Source organism: Lancefieldella parvula DSM 20469, from assembly GCF_000024225.1.
Lineage (GTDB): Bacteria > Actinomycetota > Coriobacteriia > Coriobacteriales > Atopobiaceae > Lancefieldella > Lancefieldella parvula.
In genome coordinates this window covers 559,532-575,515 of record NC_013203.1, presented here as the reverse complement: position 1 = coordinate 575,515, position 15,984 = coordinate 559,532, and the positions used below count along the sequence as shown (strand labels likewise).

At 44.2% G+C, this 15,984-nt stretch carries 13 protein-coding genes; 4 read left to right on the top strand and 9 right to left on the bottom strand.

Annotation, left to right across the window (positions count from 1 at the left end; all coding sequences use genetic code 11):
• Positions 1-5 precede the first annotated feature (5 nt).
• Both metK and APAR_RS02565 read right to left on the bottom strand, forming a co-directional pair.
• Complete coding sequence (metK, locus tag APAR_RS02570; protein WP_012808590.1) at positions 6-1,268, bottom strand: methionine adenosyltransferase; 1,263 nt, start codon at positions 1,266-1,268, stop codon at positions 6-8.
• 117 nt (positions 1,269-1,385) lie between these two features.
• A complete protein-coding gene (locus APAR_RS02565; protein WP_012808589.1) occupies positions 1,386-2,111 on the bottom strand; it encodes a TetR/AcrR family transcriptional regulator in 726 nt (241 codons plus the stop codon).
• 225 nt (positions 2,112-2,336) lie between these two features.
• Between APAR_RS02565 and APAR_RS02560 the strand changes: the two genes are divergently transcribed.
• Positions 2,337-4,967, top strand: a complete 2,631-nt coding sequence (locus APAR_RS02560; protein ID WP_012808588.1) for a YhgE/Pip domain-containing protein — start codon at positions 2,337-2,339, stop codon at positions 4,965-4,967.
• Between the two features lies 1 nt (position 4,968).
• Positions 4,969-7,149 (top strand): YhgE/Pip domain-containing protein, encoded by a 2,181-nt coding sequence (locus APAR_RS02555; RefSeq protein ID WP_012808587.1) that lies wholly within the window; start codon positions 4,969-4,971, stop codon positions 7,147-7,149.
• Between the two features lie 43 nt (positions 7,150-7,192).
• Here APAR_RS02555 and APAR_RS02550 read toward each other — a convergent pair whose 3' ends face one another.
• A complete protein-coding gene (locus APAR_RS02550; RefSeq protein ID WP_143714163.1) occupies positions 7,193-8,623 on the bottom strand; it encodes a CCA tRNA nucleotidyltransferase in 1,431 nt (476 codons plus the stop codon).
• Between the two features lie 172 nt (positions 8,624-8,795).
• On the opposite strand from APAR_RS02550, the gene APAR_RS02545 reads away from it, so the two are divergent.
• Together APAR_RS02545 and APAR_RS02540 are read left to right on the top strand one after the other, a co-directional pair.
• Positions 8,796-10,205, top strand: a complete 1,410-nt coding sequence (locus tag APAR_RS02545) for a putative DNA modification/repair radical SAM protein (RefSeq protein ID WP_012808585.1) — start codon at positions 8,796-8,798, stop codon at positions 10,203-10,205.
• Entirely contained in the window at positions 10,138-11,217 is a 1,080-nt protein-coding gene (locus APAR_RS02540) for a TIGR03915 family putative DNA repair protein (RefSeq protein WP_143714114.1), read from the top strand. The genes APAR_RS02545 and APAR_RS02540 overlap by 68 nt, the downstream gene beginning before the upstream one ends.
• Positions 11,218-11,293: 76 nt before the next feature.
• On the opposite strand, the gene APAR_RS02535 is transcribed toward APAR_RS02540, so the two are convergent.
• From APAR_RS02535 to ftsZ, 6 genes are all read right to left on the bottom strand, one after another.
• On the bottom strand, positions 11,294-11,929 hold the full coding sequence (locus APAR_RS02535; RefSeq protein WP_012808583.1) for a DivIVA domain-containing protein: 636 nt from the start codon (positions 11,927-11,929) through the stop codon (positions 11,294-11,296).
• A 79-nt stretch (positions 11,930-12,008) separates the two neighbouring features.
• Positions 12,009-12,287 (bottom strand): YggT family protein, encoded by a 279-nt coding sequence (locus APAR_RS02530; protein WP_012808582.1) that lies wholly within the window; start codon positions 12,285-12,287, stop codon positions 12,009-12,011.
• 12 nt (positions 12,288-12,299) lie between these two features.
• Entirely contained in the window at positions 12,300-12,980 is a 681-nt protein-coding gene (locus APAR_RS02525) for a cell division protein SepF (protein ID WP_012808581.1), read from the bottom strand.
• 60 nt (positions 12,981-13,040) lie between these two features.
• The gene (locus tag APAR_RS02520) at positions 13,041-13,775 is read right to left on the bottom strand and encodes a YggS family pyridoxal phosphate-dependent enzyme (protein ID WP_012808580.1); all 735 of its coding nucleotides are present in this window, start codon (positions 13,773-13,775) and stop codon (positions 13,041-13,043) included.
• A 60-nt stretch (positions 13,776-13,835) separates the two neighbouring features.
• Entirely contained in the window at positions 13,836-14,600 is a 765-nt protein-coding gene (locus tag APAR_RS02515) for a purine nucleoside phosphorylase YfiH/LACC1 family protein (protein ID WP_012808579.1), read from the bottom strand.
• Between the two features lie 47 nt (positions 14,601-14,647).
• The gene (ftsZ, locus tag APAR_RS02510; RefSeq protein ID WP_012808578.1) at positions 14,648-15,784 is read right to left on the bottom strand and encodes a cell division protein FtsZ; all 1,137 of its coding nucleotides are present in this window, start codon (positions 15,782-15,784) and stop codon (positions 14,648-14,650) included.
• Positions 15,785-15,984: the final 200 nt, after the last annotated feature.

Genomic DNA, 15,984 nt, shown 5'->3' with positions numbered 1-15,984 from the left:
GAACGCTATGCCTGAAGTGCAGAAACTGCGTTCTTGAGCTCTTGAACACGATCAGTTGCTTCCCAAGTGAAGTCTGGGTCTTTACGGCCAAAGTGACCATATGCTGCTGTCTTAAAGAAGATCGGACGACGCAACTTAAGATCTCTAATAATGGCACCAGGACGAAGGTCAAAGACCTTCTCGATGGCCTGCTCAATAACAGCATCGTCAACAATACCAGTACCAAAGGTATCAACCATAATAGACAGTGGATGAGAAACACCAATAGCGTAGGCAAGTTGAACTTCGCACTTCTTTGCGAGACCAGCTGCAACAACATTCTTAGCAACCCAACGAGCCGCATACGCTGCTGAGCGGTCAACCTTGGTGCAATCCTTACCAGAGAAAGCGCCGCCGCCATGACGACCCATGCCGCCGTAAGTATCAACAATAATTTTTCTACCGGTCAGACCAGTGTCTCCCATAGGTCCACCAACAACAAAGCGACCAGTTGGATTAACGTAAATATCGGCGTTATCCCAAGCAATGTTGACCTCACCCATTACAGGAGCAATAACATAGTCGATCATGTCCTGCTTGATGATGGACATGTCCTCAATCTCTGGAGCATGCTGCGTGGAAACAACAATGGCTGTAACCTCGACGGGTTTCTCGTCCTCATAGCGAACGGTAACCTGAGTCTTGCCGTCTGGACGCAAGTACTCAACCTCACCAGACTTACGTACCTCTGAGAGACGCTGAGCAAGACGCTGAGCAAGATAAGCAGGCATCGGCATAAGAACATCGGTCTCATCAGATGCAAAACCAAACATCATACCCTGATCGCCTGCACCGATAAGATCAAGCGGATCAGTAGTACGTCCCGCCTGAGTATCAAAAGACTGGTCAACACCTTGAGCAATATCTGGACTCTGCTCATGGATAAGGCTCAAGACACCGCAGGTCTCGCAATCAAAACCATATTTAGCACGGTCGTAGCCAATATTTCTGAGGGTGTTACGAACAATCTCTTGAACATCAACGTAGGATTGAGTACGAATTTCTCCTGCTACCACAATAGTTCCTGTAGTAGCAAAAGTCTCGCATGCACAACGGACGTTATCCAGACAAGCTGGAACGCCGCTTGGAGAAACGTATCCACGCTCTTCAAGCTCTGCCTCTTTTGCCAAGATTGCATCAAGAATTGCATCAGAAATCTGATCGCAAACCTTGTCTGGATGTCCCTCAGTAACACTCTCTGAAGTGAACAAATAGTTTTTGTGTGCCATGAACTGTCCTTTCACACATGGCTTCTAGGAATAAACCTTGCGTTTTTCTACGCGCAATTAGTACTACTATACCCAGACGTACGCGGATAAGGTGGTAAATAGTAAAAATACCCTCTATTAATGCGTCTTGGCATCTAAACCAATGCCGGTAAGCATAAGACTGAGAAGGTCCTGCGAAAGTTGAGAAGAATCTTCTGCTCCGCGACGTTCTCCCATTAAACCAATGGCAGAAAGCACAAGAGCTCCTGTAATAGAACATGCAGCAAGTCTTGAATTAATGTCTTTGCGAACAAATCCTCGCTCTTTTCCAAGCTCAAGCTGACTCACAAGTAAAACCACCACCCTTGAAAGAGGGCCCTCAATATTAGTGATAAGGGCTTGTTCTGAACTAGCAAGCTTATTAATAAGCGCCAATACCAAAGGTGAGTCTGGCAAAATATGGGATGCAAGCTCTGTGACAATTGCATGAAGTGTCTCTACCGAGGCAGGCTTATTTTCAATTGAACGTGCAATGTCTTTTGCAAGTTCATCAACACTTTCATCAAAGATTGCTTGCAAAAGTGCTTCTCTATCAGAAAAATAGTAATAGAGCGCCCCTTTAGAGAGATGTGCGCGCTGAGAAATTTCACTCATTTTGAAATTAGTATTTCCACGTGCAAGCATAAGTTCTGTAGTTTCATGCATAATACGCTTACGTGTAGTAGCACTCTTTTTAGTGCGAGCTTCAGCTCTTATGTGTGATACTGATGCAGCTACTGTGCCCACAACTTCCTGTGTGTGGTTATGCGCGTGAGCAAGATAGGTCATTACATCGGCTACAACATCTGTGTTTTTCTCGCTCATAAATCCCCCATTACATCAGATACCAGCAAAAACAATAATTTAATTCCTATGTATCACTATAACGTTTATGTGAAAAACAAAAAATATCAAGTTAATTATGTTTCTACATACAAGAAATACTATGCTACTTTCTCGATTTTTGAATAGTGTTCAAAAATCTGGGAACAAGAAGCTTGTCCGCACAAACACCTAGAGAATGCTTGTAGATCTATATAAGGAGTACTCATGAACGTGGTTTGGAATATATTCCTACACGACATAAAACGTATCCTAAAAAATCCCATAGCCGTCCTTGTAACTATTGGTGTTTGTATAATTCCCTCGCTCTATGCGTGGTTCAATATTGCCGCAAACTGGGACCCCTATAAAAACACACAAACAATGCCTATTGCTGTAGTTTCTGAAGATGTAGGCGCTGAAGTAGGCAGCCAAGGACACATTAATGCGGGAGACTTAGTAGTAGACAAGCTTAAAGACAATAATCAGCTGCAGTGGACTTTTGTTTCAAAGGAAGAAGCATTAGATGGAGTGTATTCAGGTCGTTTTTATGCAGCAGTAGTTATTCCTTCAAACTTTACGCAAAGTCTGGCAAGCGTTATTTCTGGAAATCTTGAACGTCCTCAGATTGAATATTTTGTAAACGAGAAACTCAATCCAGTTGCACCCAAAGTCACGGACTCGGGAGCAAAGACTATTGAAACACAGATAAATGAGCAATTCTTATCAAAAGTTGCTGAAGTAATTTCTGAACATGTTGTTGACCTTGCTGGAACTATCTCTTCACAAGTAATTTCTTCTGAAACTGGACTTGCTGGCGATCTTGCTCAGACAAGCAATAACTTAAACGAGATTTCTTCTAACCTTGCACAAACAAGCACCGCTCTTGCAGATGCTCAAACAACCCTTGCACATACACAATCAACGCTTGATATTCTCATTAAGACATCTGACAGTTCTCATCAAACGCTCGATGACATTACAAGTCAGCTGACTCAGGCAAGAAATGACACTACTACCCTTGCATCAAAACTCTCTAGTGCACTTGCCGTTGGTTCAACACAGCTCACCGATGCATCAAATAAAGCAAACACTGCAGTAGGTGTCATAACAGGACGTGTATCTACCGCCTTAAGCACGGCAGAAGGAAGCGTTACCTCAGCTCAGTCGCTAGTTCAATCACATCAACAACTTCTCCAGGAACTTTTAGCCTTAAGACCGCTAGTTCCTACGTTTCAACAAAGTCAATTTGATTCCGTGATATCTACCCTCACAACGCAAGTATCCAATGAACAAGCCGCTCTTGTACGAGTCCAAGTTGCAGTTAGTGATCTTGAAGCAAACAACAACTCACTCTCTTCTGTCTCTAACTCACTGAATAACACTATTACTACAAGTGTCTCTGCAGCAGCTGACGCGCAAAATACTCTTGCTACAACAACCATCCCTGGCCTCAATGCCGCCTATGACTCATTCTGGGGAGCTGCAAACACGCTCTCTAGCACTACCGCAAGCATTAAGCCTACGCTTCTTCAAATAAAAGCTATTCTTTCCCAACTGGAGAACGCTCTTGCACAAGCTCAAGACGCTTCTCAACTAACGCAGAATTCGCTCTCCAATAGCGCGAAGACGTTTAGCAATCTTGCCGCAGATGCAAGTCTTATTCAGAGCTCAGAGTTTATGAAGCTTTTGCAAAACACCATGACTCTGGAACCAAGCGATATTGCAGCGTACATGGCAAAACCAGTAACTCTTACCAATCAAGTTGTCTATCCAGTTGCCAACTATGGATCAAGCGTTGCTCCGTTTTATACCAATCTTGCTCTATGGGTAGGCGGCTTTGTTCTCATTGCCATTTATAAGCTTGAGGTTGCGGACAAAGAAATAGGTATTGTTACGCCCTGGCAAGCATACTTTGGACGTTGGATTCTTTTCATGATTCTTGGCATATCCCAAGCACTTATTTGCACTATAGGAGACTTAGCTATGGGAATTCAATGTGTCAGTCCTGCTGGCTTTATCTTTGCAGGAATTATTGAATCCATCGTATATGTCAACATTATTTACGCATTCTCTATCGCTTTTAAGCACATTGGTAAAGGCCTCTGCGTGCTTTTTGTCATTTTGCAAATTCCTGGCACTTCCGGTCTCTACCCTATTGAAATGATGCCTGGATTCTTTCAAGCTATTCATCCATGGCTTCCGTTCACCTATGGAATTGCAGCCATGCGCGAGTCTGTTGGTGGATACTTTGAGACCACCTATGCAACGCAGCTAGCACTTCTCGCCTGCTTTATTATTCCAGCCCTCATCATTGGAGTGGTCCTGCGTCGACACCTGCTTAATATCAATGCACTCTTTGACAAGAAACTCTCTGAAACTGGCTTTATGATTCACGAGCAGAAACCACTCACAAAAAGACATCTTTCTCTATCCACTATTACATCAGCGCTTGCTCAGTCCGACATTACGACTGTCCAAGTACAGAAAAATGGCGAGAAATTCCGTACAAAGTATCCCGCGCTTAAACGTGCAGGAATTGTATACCTATTAGCACTTCCCCTTATCTTGACTGTTATTATGTTTGGAGCCTCTCAAAAGCTCTCGTGGCTTATTGTCTGGGTTATTTCAATTGTTATTGGCCTTACCTATCTCATTGTTATTGAATACATCAACGAGAGTATAAATTATAAAAATTCGATGTCTGAACTTTCTAAAAACGAGATGCTTGTACTCTTGCAGGAAGAATATGGCTCTGAAAACGGTGCTCAAAGAAGTTTTATAAATTCTTCTATTGCAGATGACAACTCATCTATGAGTAGCCCCAACACATCAGCTACTTCAAAGCAAGGTGAGTAACATGAAAAAAATTTGGACTATTTTTCTTGCTGATTTTAAGGCTGTTGCACACAACACCATTGCTCTTGTTGTATGCGTGGGGCTAGTAATACTGCCATCTTTATATGCATGGCTTAATATTGAGGGTAGTTGGGATCCATACGGACACACCAATGAAATAAAAATTGCTGTTGCTAACAATGACGCAGGATATCAAAGCGATCTTATTCCTGTACGCGTCAACATTGGTGAACGTATGGTATCTAAACTTAGTGAAAGCACCACTATTCACTATGTTATTACTTCAAAAGAAGACGCTGAACACGGTGTGCAGTCCGGCGCATATTACGCAGCGCTCCTCATTCCAGAGAATTTTTCGCAAGAGTTACTTGCTTCACTTTCTGGCCAAGAAAATGATGCCAGTATTACCTATCTAAGCAATCAAAAACTGGGAGCAATCGCACCTATTGTTACCGATAAAGCTGCAGAATCTGCACGTACAGAGATTGAACGATCTTTTGCAGAGTCAGTTACTGAAGTAGGCGCAGGTCTTATTGGTGAACTCACTAATAACGCGGATGATTCTAATCTTTCTTCTGTAGTAACCAAGCTTGATGAGACTCTTGTTCATGGATCTAATGAGCTCAGAATTGCTGCTAATCATATTGGTGTATATCAGGGACTTGTTGATTCAGCTCAACAAATTATTGAGAGCACATCTGATTTATCCTCAAGCTCAAGTAATACACTCTCCTCAGCACAAGAAACACTTCTACAAGCAGCTGATGGAACGCAACGCATGAATGACGCAGCAACAAGCGCTACTCAAGCAGTAGATAGCGCACTTGCCCAAACTTCTGCAAGCTTTGATACGCTTAATACTTCTATTAATGATGCGCTTGATAATGCTTCGACAACTGCAGGCCATGCCGCTTCTAATATTCAAGATGCTGCAAGTAGAATCGAGCAAGTAAAGAGTGGTTATGAATCGCTTCTTACCTCTCTTCAGTCAGTTAAAGCAGCCCTTCCAACAAACCTACAAGGACTTCTTGATGCTCCAATTGCCAGGCTTCAGGGGAGCATTGCCACCCTCCAAAATCTTCAAGATGAGCTAACAAATGCTGCCCAAAGTATTAATGATGGTATATCCGTCTCTGCAACACAAAGAGCTCAAATCAATGCGCTCCTATCACAAGCATCTTCTGACTTGAGTACTACACGTTCAGACCTCCAAACAGCTCTTAAAACAAGCCTCACATCAATCTCTACATCTCTAACTGATGTTTCTAATACCACTTCTACTCTTTCTGAATCTTTAACTCAAACACTTCAAGACATTCAAAACATCGCAAATTCAACAGCAAACAACCTCTCAGCATTCTCCAGCACTCTTTCTAAGTCTAAAAATCAGCTTACTGATCTTGCCGACAAGCTTGATTTAATACACGCTCAACTCTCTGAGGCACTTTCCAGCAAAGATATAAAAACTGTCAGGCAGATTCTATCTGCAAGTTCATCTGATCTTGCAGAATTTATTGCTGCGCCTACAACACTCAAGCGAACTGCCGTATACCCTATTGAAAACAACGGATCGGCCATGGCGGGTTTCTACACCACACTTTCTTTGTGGGTAGGTGGCATCATTTTAGTTGCCATGCTTAACACAGGGATTACTGAGAGTCTCCTTAAGAAAACTGACGCAAAACCACGTCATGCATATCTTGGAAGATTGCTTACCTTTAGCGTACTAGGCTTCTTACAGTCCACGTTAGTTGGACTGGGCGATCTTTTCTATCTGCAGATTCAATGTGTTGACCCTGTACGTTTTATGATAAGTGTTTGGTTTACCTCACTTGTATTTGTCAACATCATGTACGCATTTACCTATGCGTTTGGTGATATTGGAAAAGCAATTTGTGTCTTCTTACTTGTTATCCAAGTTGCAGGTGCAGGCGGAAGCTTCCCCGTCCAAATGCTTCCTGAATCTTTCCAAGTTATAAATCCACTTCTTCCCTTTGTTCATGCCATTGCAGCAATGCACGAAAACATAGCAGGATACTATAGCAACGTATGGATTTCTGAACTTGGTGCATTATCTATCTTCCTTGCAGCCTCCCTTATGCTTGGCCTTGTTCTTAGAAAGCCAACTGCAAAACTTAATGCCTGGATTATAGAAAAACTTGAGGATACTAAGATTATGTAACCGGAGGAATTTCCTCAATCTATATGCTTTATAAGCGCAATACTTATTTGGCTAATTGGGCGAGAAGGGCAAGCAGCTCTTCTCGCCTATTTTCTACCGTTCCAATAAGATATGCCTCAAAAAGCTTATGTTGATATGCACCAACAATAGGACCAGGAGTAATTGAGAGTGCCTGCATAATATCGGCTCCCGAAATACACAAGTCCTGAGGTCTTTGAGCGATACCTTTCTTAGCTTCGTTCTTCAATAAGCTAAACATACGCTCTAAAGCAACAGCATATCCGCGATATGGAACCGCTTTTGCCAAGGCATCTGCCTGCTTTAACGTCAAAAGATCATACGCAAGGGTGATGCCGTCTGATTTACTTACCTCGGCTAACAGGGCAACCATATGCCTAAGCGACGCCGTTGTAACATCCACGTCATAGTCATGCAGAGCCACAAGGGCACAAATCTCATTAATCAAGCGCTGCGGTAAAGCTAAGCGTTTAAGCAGGACTTTTGCTACATCTGCACCCTTTTCTGGATGACCATAAAAATGACCTCTACCATCTGCATCAACGCTAAACATTTCCGGCTTTGCAATATCGTGTAGAAGCGCAGCCCACCTAAGTATCGGAGTAGCACAACCTACCGTAAATGCCTCTGTTGCAGAGCACACCCGAGCAGTGTGCTTCAATACATCATAGGCGTGATAAGGGCTCCTTTGATCAAAGTTTTGTAGCAGTAAGAGTTCTGGAATTGCTACTGCTAAAACAGAGAAACCCAACTTGATAGCATGAGCAATATGACCCCCTTCAACAATTTGAGCCACTTCTAAGCCAATACGCTCAGAAGCAACTTGTGAGAGCAACGGCGCACATTCAATGAGCGCTTGATGTGTTTTCTCCTCAACTGAAAACGAGAATCTGCACGCAAACCTTAATGCACGTAGCATACGCAATGCATCCTCAGTGAAGCGAGCTTTTGGCTCCCCAACAGAGCGAATCACATGTGCAGATAAATCTTCTTGACCGCCATAAAGATCTAGCAGTCCCCTCTTAGGATGATATGCCATTGCGTTTATGGTGAAGTCTCTACGAGCAAGATCTTTCTCTATACAAGAGACAAACTGCACAGAATCAGGACGACGACCATCCAGATATTCTCCGTCACAGCGATACGTTGTAACTTCAATGGGATGTTGCTCAACAACAGCAGTAACAGTTCCGTATGCAATACCCGTCTCATGTACAGGAATACCTGCAGCTACAAAGGCCGCCTTACTCTGCTGCCAAGTAGCTAAAGTTGTGATGTCAATATCATGAGCAAATGAACCCCGCAGGGCGTCTCGTACCCAGCCGCCAACAATCCATGCCTCAAACCCAGCATTTTCGAGAACTTCTAATACGCGTAAAGCATACGTGGGAACTTGTAAATCCACAGGACGAGAAAGACATGGTGAAGAGCTGTTTTTCTCTATGCCCACGACCATTCCTTCCGCTACTACTAATGAGAAAAGTATACATCCTTCACACGTCATTCACATCCTTTCTACGGTTTTAAAATGACAAACATTTGTTCTAAATTTTTCTTTACTTCTTTTTTATTCGTGATAGTCTAAGTATACGAACAGACGTTCTGTTTTCAAGTAGAAAGTTGTCCATATGGATACTCTTGATAAACTCACCATACTTGCAGATGCGGCCAAATTTGACGCGGCATGTACCTCCTCTGGTGTAGACAGAGATCCGCAGGCAGGAAAGATAGGCATGGCTTCGACGGCGGGTTGTTGCCATTCATTTACTCCTGACGGCCGCTGCATTACGCTGCTAAAAGTTTTGCTTTCTAATGCTTGTTGCTATGACTGCGCTTACTGCGTCAATAGATCGTCTGCTCAAACTAAACGTGCTACCTTTACACCACAAGAGTTAGCAGAACTTACCGTAGATTTCTATAAAAGAAACTACATAGAAGGACTTTTTCTTTCCTCAGGTGTTATAGGGTCGCCGGATCACACCACGGAACTCATGATTGAATGTCTCTCCTACCTTAGAAATGAACTGCTATTCAACGGCTATATTCATGCGAAGGTAATTCCCGGAACAGACTCAGATCTTATTGACGCTATTGGCCGTTTGGCAGACAGACTCTCCGTCAACCTGGAATTACCTAGCTCAACCTCACTTACTAAACTTTGCCCGCACAAAAATGCTGAAACGGTTACTAAACCCATGTCTTTTATTCACCACCTACGCGTCTCTGAAGAAAGACAATTACTCGAAGCTAAAAATACGTCAAAGAGTATTGTGAAGTCTGCTGGCAAATCTAAAGGTATTATTATTCCAAGTCAGAAGCAGATTATAAAAGAAGGTTTAGCCTTACGTTCTAATTGTTTGAAGAACACTTTTATGCATTCATCAAGGGTGTCTTCGAGTAAAAGGTCTTTCTCGCCTGCTGGGCAGTCAACACAAATTATTATTGGGGCTTCTCCAGAGTCAGATAATCAAATATTGCATTTATCACAAGCGCTTTACCAACAATTTGAGTTAAAACGAGTATTTTTTTCTGCCTATATTCCTGTTATGGAAGATGATCGTCTTCCTGAGTTAGATACCCCTGTTCCCCTCCGTAGAGAGCATCGCCTTTACCAAGCTGATTGGCTTATGCGCTACTATGCATTTTCTCCTGATGAACTTGTTTCTCCAGAAGCGCCTTGGCTTGATTTAGAAGTTGACCCAAAGCTTGGATGGGCATTGGCTCATCTTGATCAATTTCCTATAGAAATTATGGATGCACCACTAGAAATACTTTTACGAGTGCCCGGAATTGGCCCTACCGGTGCACGAAGAATCATTGCCGCAAGAAGACGATCTCGTCTTACTTTTGATGATCTTAAACGGCTGGGAATACAGCTCAAACGATCCCATCACTTTCTCACCTGCTGCGGAGTAAGAGATGCTACAGCCCCACTTGACCAAGAACTAATTAAACAGAGAGTAATTGCTGATGCTAAAGCAAGTTCATACAACAAAACAAGACGTCGCATTGAATCCTCTCAACTCAGACTCTTCTAATCAAAGCGTAGACCTTGTCTCACTTGTTGAGAGACTTACAAGACTCTCCAAGTCTCAGAAGGTTGTTATCTCCTGCAATCCAAGCTTAGAAGGCGTTGTAGGAACTGTGGGACTCACTTATCTCTCACATGCTAACCCAACACACGTACGTCTTGTTAGAGAGAGCTTTTGTCAGCCCGGCCTTGAGGAGTACATGCTCTGCGTACCAGATCCCTCTGATGATTCAGTAGTAGCCTTAGCTAGACGAGTTCTAACTGGATTAGAAAAGAAAGTAGGCACAAAAGAGATAACACGTCGCATTGTTCTAGCATGTGCTTCAGATGCTCATACTATGCCAGAGATTGTGCATAGGTATATCCGTCTCGCATTCTTGTACGGGATAGGAGCCCTTGAAGATATTGCTGATCCAACCGTAGCAGAATTTAATGCGCTGGCTCGACAAGTAGAAACTGAGCGAGAGCACACACGTCAATTTATACGGTTTTCTCGCATGTCAGATGGCTCTTTTATGTCTGTATTTCACCCTAACGCAAATGTAGTGCCCCTAACCTGCAATTACTTTGTTAAACGGATGAGCACCGAACGGTTTTTTATTGTTGACCCAGCTCACCATATAGCCAGTTTTTATACACCAGAAATGAAGACATTTGGAACAATTCAACTCGATGACACGTCTTTGAAAGAACTGCTCTCTAGAACAGACCTTGCAACTGATGAAAAATACGTGCAAGCCATGTGGAGACGTTTCTATGATGGAGTTAGCCTAAAGGGACGCGGACCAACAGAAAGAGGATATGACCTACGTGCTCATTTGATGCCAAAGCGCGTATGGCAAGAACTTCCTGAACTTATCGCAAGCACAAGTGCAGAAGCAGCACGTAGCCAAGGTATACCTACTCGTTATCAAGGCCGAGAAGATAGAAAGGATATTCCTCATATAGAACAAAAGCAGCATTTCTCAAAGAACTTATCTCTGAGTTCTAAAGCAATTACTCAGGAGCCGATTACTTAAGGTAATTTTCAGCACAAAATAAAAAAGCGCCCAGCAAAGCTGGACGCTTATCAGTTCAAATGTAATGGTCTAAGACTTAGTCAAGATCGTTAAAGTCACCAGCTGCAGGTGCAGATGTAGAAATCTGAGTCTGGTTAGCTGTAGACTGTGCAGCATTCTGGGAACCAGTTGGAGCATTATTGGTAAGGACAGTCTCTGGGAAAACAGAATCTGCATCGTCCAGGAAGTGCTGGAGAAGCTTGCGGTACTCAGCGCGGAAATCCTCACGAGACTGCTTGAGACGATCAATCTCGTCAAGCTCAGTCTGCTTCTCTGCAAGAGCCTGGCGGATAACCTCACGAGCCTTCTGATCTGCTTCATTGCGAATACGCTCTGCATTTGCACGAGCATCTGCAACAAGCTTATCTGCACTCTGCTGAGCAACAATGAGGACCTGAGAAATCTGGTGCTCAGATGCAGCAACAGCTGCAGCGTTTGTCTCCTCAACAGAAGGAACGCTTGCGTTCTCCTCAAGGCTTGCAACCTGTGCCTGTGCTGCAGCAAGCTGCCGCTCAGTGCTGGTCAGACGGCCCTTAAGATCAGCGATCTTTTGAAGCATTGCATCAACCTCAGAAGATAGCTGCTCAAGAAATGCGTCGACTTCCTCTGGATTGTAGCCGGTCTCAGCAGGAGAGAATGTCTGCTGCTCAATGTCTGCTGGTGTGATTGCCATCTTTGTTCCCTTTCAGTCTGCGAGTAGACGTACCACACATCATAACTACTCAGTTTGTAATTAAAAACAAACTAGTTTCCTATATTAGTATAAGGCCCAGCGTCGAAATGGCAAAACGTCCCACAAGATTAAGCACAAAAAGTGCAACAATTGGTGAAAGATCAATGCCAGAAATTGGAGGAATTACACGCCTAAACACACTAAGGTATGGCTCAACAATTTTGCCAATTCCCTCAAGAATACGATTAAACGAGTCATTTGAGACGGTAATCCAAGAGGATAGGCACCATACCACAATGCAGAAGCTATAAATCCTTAACAAAGTATAGAGCACGTTCAAGATATAAGACGAAAACACAAAAACCTCCAGTTACCTGGTAATCTCGCCCTCATCAGCAAGCTTATCAAGATCAGCTTGCGTCAAAGAAACGCCATGAGGAAGTACAACAAAAACGCGATCAGCAACTTCTTCAACAGCTCCATCAAGACCATAAGAAAGACCAAAACTGAAGTCCAAAATTCTCTTAGCAACTTCAATGTTAGTGTTCTTAAAGATAAGGACAACTGGCTGACCAGTACGAACACGGCGAACTACTGACTGAACATCATCATAAGAAACAGGACGAAGAATGTATGGTGGTAGCTGTCCAGAATAACTTGTACGGCTCACAGGACGAAGACCAATATCACCAGGAGTTGGTAGATTTGGGCTCACTGTATGCTCATAAGAAGGAGTGTACCCAGAAGGCTCCTGACGAGATGCATACGCAGAAGCACGAGGGCGCATATCCTGCTGAGGATTGTAAGAAGCAGCTGGATTGGTACTAATTGGTTTACCGGAACGAGTGTAAACAGAGACACTCTCCGCCTCTGGCCTAGATGGATTACCCAGTAATCTACTAGAAGAACCCTGCTGTGCGCGGTCATCGTACGAGCGAGAAGGTGTTCCATCTAGCTCGTCATAGCCGTCTTCACCATAATACTCATCGTCGTAGTACTCGTCGTCCTGACCACCACGAAGCTTTGCTCTTAGCGTATCAAGAATGCTCATCATTGTGCCTTTCTAAAACGCACGTAACTTCTTACTACTGTATCAAAACTTGCAACTATTTTAGCGTTCACTCAACGTATAGGCTGGATCAAACAATATCCGGCCCAGACGAATAGTGGTAGAACCTTCTTCAATGGCATACGTAAAGTCATCACTCATACCACAAGAAAGAACATCTAACTTCAAACCAACTTGTTGGCTTAAACGATCACGCAATTCTCGTAATCCTGCAAATGTCCTCTTTGCACGCTCTGGGTCATCCCTTGGTGCCATAGTCATAAGTCCTACAACAGAAATATGAGAAAGTTCCACAACCTTTTGAATAGACTCAGAAACTTCTTCTGGCGAGAAGCCCGATTTTGAAGCTTCAGCGGAAACATTTACCTCAAGTAAAACAGACTCCTGAGAGCCCTTTGCTTCCGCACGCTTTGAAACCGCCTCTGCAAGATGCTCAGAAGAAATTGAATGAATATAACGAACCTTACCAACTACTTGGTTAATCTTGTTCTTCTGAAGATTACCAATCATGTCAAAAGTTATTTCAGATCCAAAAGAAGTTTCAGATAAACATGTTAGTTTATGTGTCAGTTCTTGTGGACGATTCTCGCCAAAAACCCTATAGCCTGCCTTGTAAGCTGCTAGAACAGCCTCAACAGGAACAGTTTTAGAGACGGCCACAATTTCAATTTCAGAGGCACTTCTGCCAGACTTTTTTGCAGCGTCTGCTACGAGCGACTCAATTTGAGCTTTGCGAGCCTTAATAAACTCAAGATATTCATCTGAATCGTACGTCATAGCCATCATCTCTTGCAGTGAATACATCATTATCTTACGTAACGCTAAACGTCTTCTACCCTACTTTGCAGCCATGTAAGCAACAGCCGCATGCCTTCCGCACTTGCCATGCTCAGCACGATACGAGAAGAACCGCTCTGTTGTAGAGGCCGTCGAGTCAGTTACCTCTTCAATAGCAGACTCACGTACACCAGCATCTATCAGCGCAGCTCTAACAGCATATCCAAGATCAAGGTACCTCTCGCCAGATGCACGGTCCACAACATTGGGGCCAAACTCTTGCGAAAACATCTGAATAAGCTCAGAAGAAACCTCGTAGTCAGCACTGCCAATATGTGGTCCAATATATGCTTTGACCTCGGAAGGTTTGGCGCCAGTTGCCTGGCAAAGAGTCTCTGTTGTGCAAGCTGAAATGCGAGCAATTGTGCCTTTCCAACCTGAATGCGCCACCGCAAATCCACCAGGAGCCACTAGAATTACCGGCACACAATCGGCAAACGCCAAAAGCACGGGTGTATTTTGCACGGTGCACACTATAGCGTCTGCACCAGCTTCTGCCTCAGTCTTAGCCTGTTCAAAAGCCTCTGATGTATCGGAAGACAAACAGACAACAGTGCTTCCGTGTACCTGATGAGGAATAAGGAGTCGCGAGAAGTGCTCGCCCGCTCCAAGAGCTTCTAGAACCAGCTGGCGATTCTTCTGCACATGTTGCAGATTGTCCCCGCATCTACCGCCTAAATTAAGGGAAGCAAACTCCCCTTTTGAAAAACCACCCGTACGCTCAGTAAATGCGAGCGTGACCCCGCATGGAACCTCAGGATCCATGAGCAGGGTCACGCCGTGTAAGCACTGTCTATTCAGCGCGCACATATTTAGATGCGACTACGCTTAAGGAAGTCTGGAATATCAAACTCTTTCTCATTCGAAGAGTTATTGCTGCGAGCAGGCTGTGGCTGAGCACTTGCAGGACGAGTTGGCTGTGGCTGAGCAGGACGGCTTGGACGGCTGGTGCTCTGAGTGCTCAAAGTTGGGAGCTGCTGCTGAACGTTAGCGTCATTAAAACCAGTTGCAATAACGGTTACGCGAACCTGATCGCCTAGGGACTCATCAACAACAGTACCAAAGATGATGTTTGCATCAGCGTCAACGTTCTTAGCAACCAGGTCAGCCGCCTCGTTAATCTCCTGAATACCAAGATCTTTATTACCAGCAATAGAGAGAAGAACGCGGGTTGCGCCCTCAATAGAGCTTTCAAGCAGACGGCTAGAAATTGCCTCGGTTGCAGCATCAGCAGCACGGTTATCGCCAGCAGCAATACCGATGCCCATCATTGCGCTACCTGCACCCTTCATAATGGTGCAGACGTCTGCAAAGTCGAGGTTAATCAGACCAGGAACAGTGATGAGGTCGGTAATACCCTGGGTACCTTGGCATAGAACGTCGTCAGCCATGCGGAATGCCTCAAGCATGGTGGTCTTCTTCTCAGAAAGATCAAGCAGACGATCGTTTGGAATAACAATGAGTGTATCGACATTCTCGGAAAGAGTCTTGATTCCGTCAGCTGCAGAACCATAACGACGGCGACCCTCGAAGGAGAATGGCTTGGTAACAACACCAACAGTCAGTGCGCCAACATCATTCTTTGCAATGTCAGCAACAACTGGAGCAGCGCCGGTACCAGTACCGCCACCTTCACCAGCAGTGATGAAGACCATATCAGCGCCAGCAAGGGCAGCCTTAATCTCGTCACGGCTATCCTCTGCTGCCTCTTTACCCACCTCAGGGTTAGCACCAGCACCAAGACCCTTGGTAATGTCAGTACCAATGTGAACCTTAATGTCAGCATCGGAAATTGCAAGAGCTTGTGCATCAGTGTTTACAGCAACGAACTCAACACCACGGATGCCTTCTTCAATCATGCGGTTGACAGCGTTAGTTCCGCCGCCACCAACGCCAACAACCTTGATAACAGCAAGATAGTTGTTAAGGGTATCGGTGTCCTTAATCATGTCTTCCTCCTTGAGGCACGCTTGTGCCCGTTTGTCCCGGAGCGCGACTGCGCTTAGGCTACGTTTATGCGCTCGCAGAACCGCTGTATAAAACCCTAAACCTCAAGTTAAGGCTTACGCTTCATGCAAAGCGGGGTATATTTGCACAACTCACCCATGCAAGTCAAATAATATGAAGAAATTGTGAAGAAAGCTGGTGA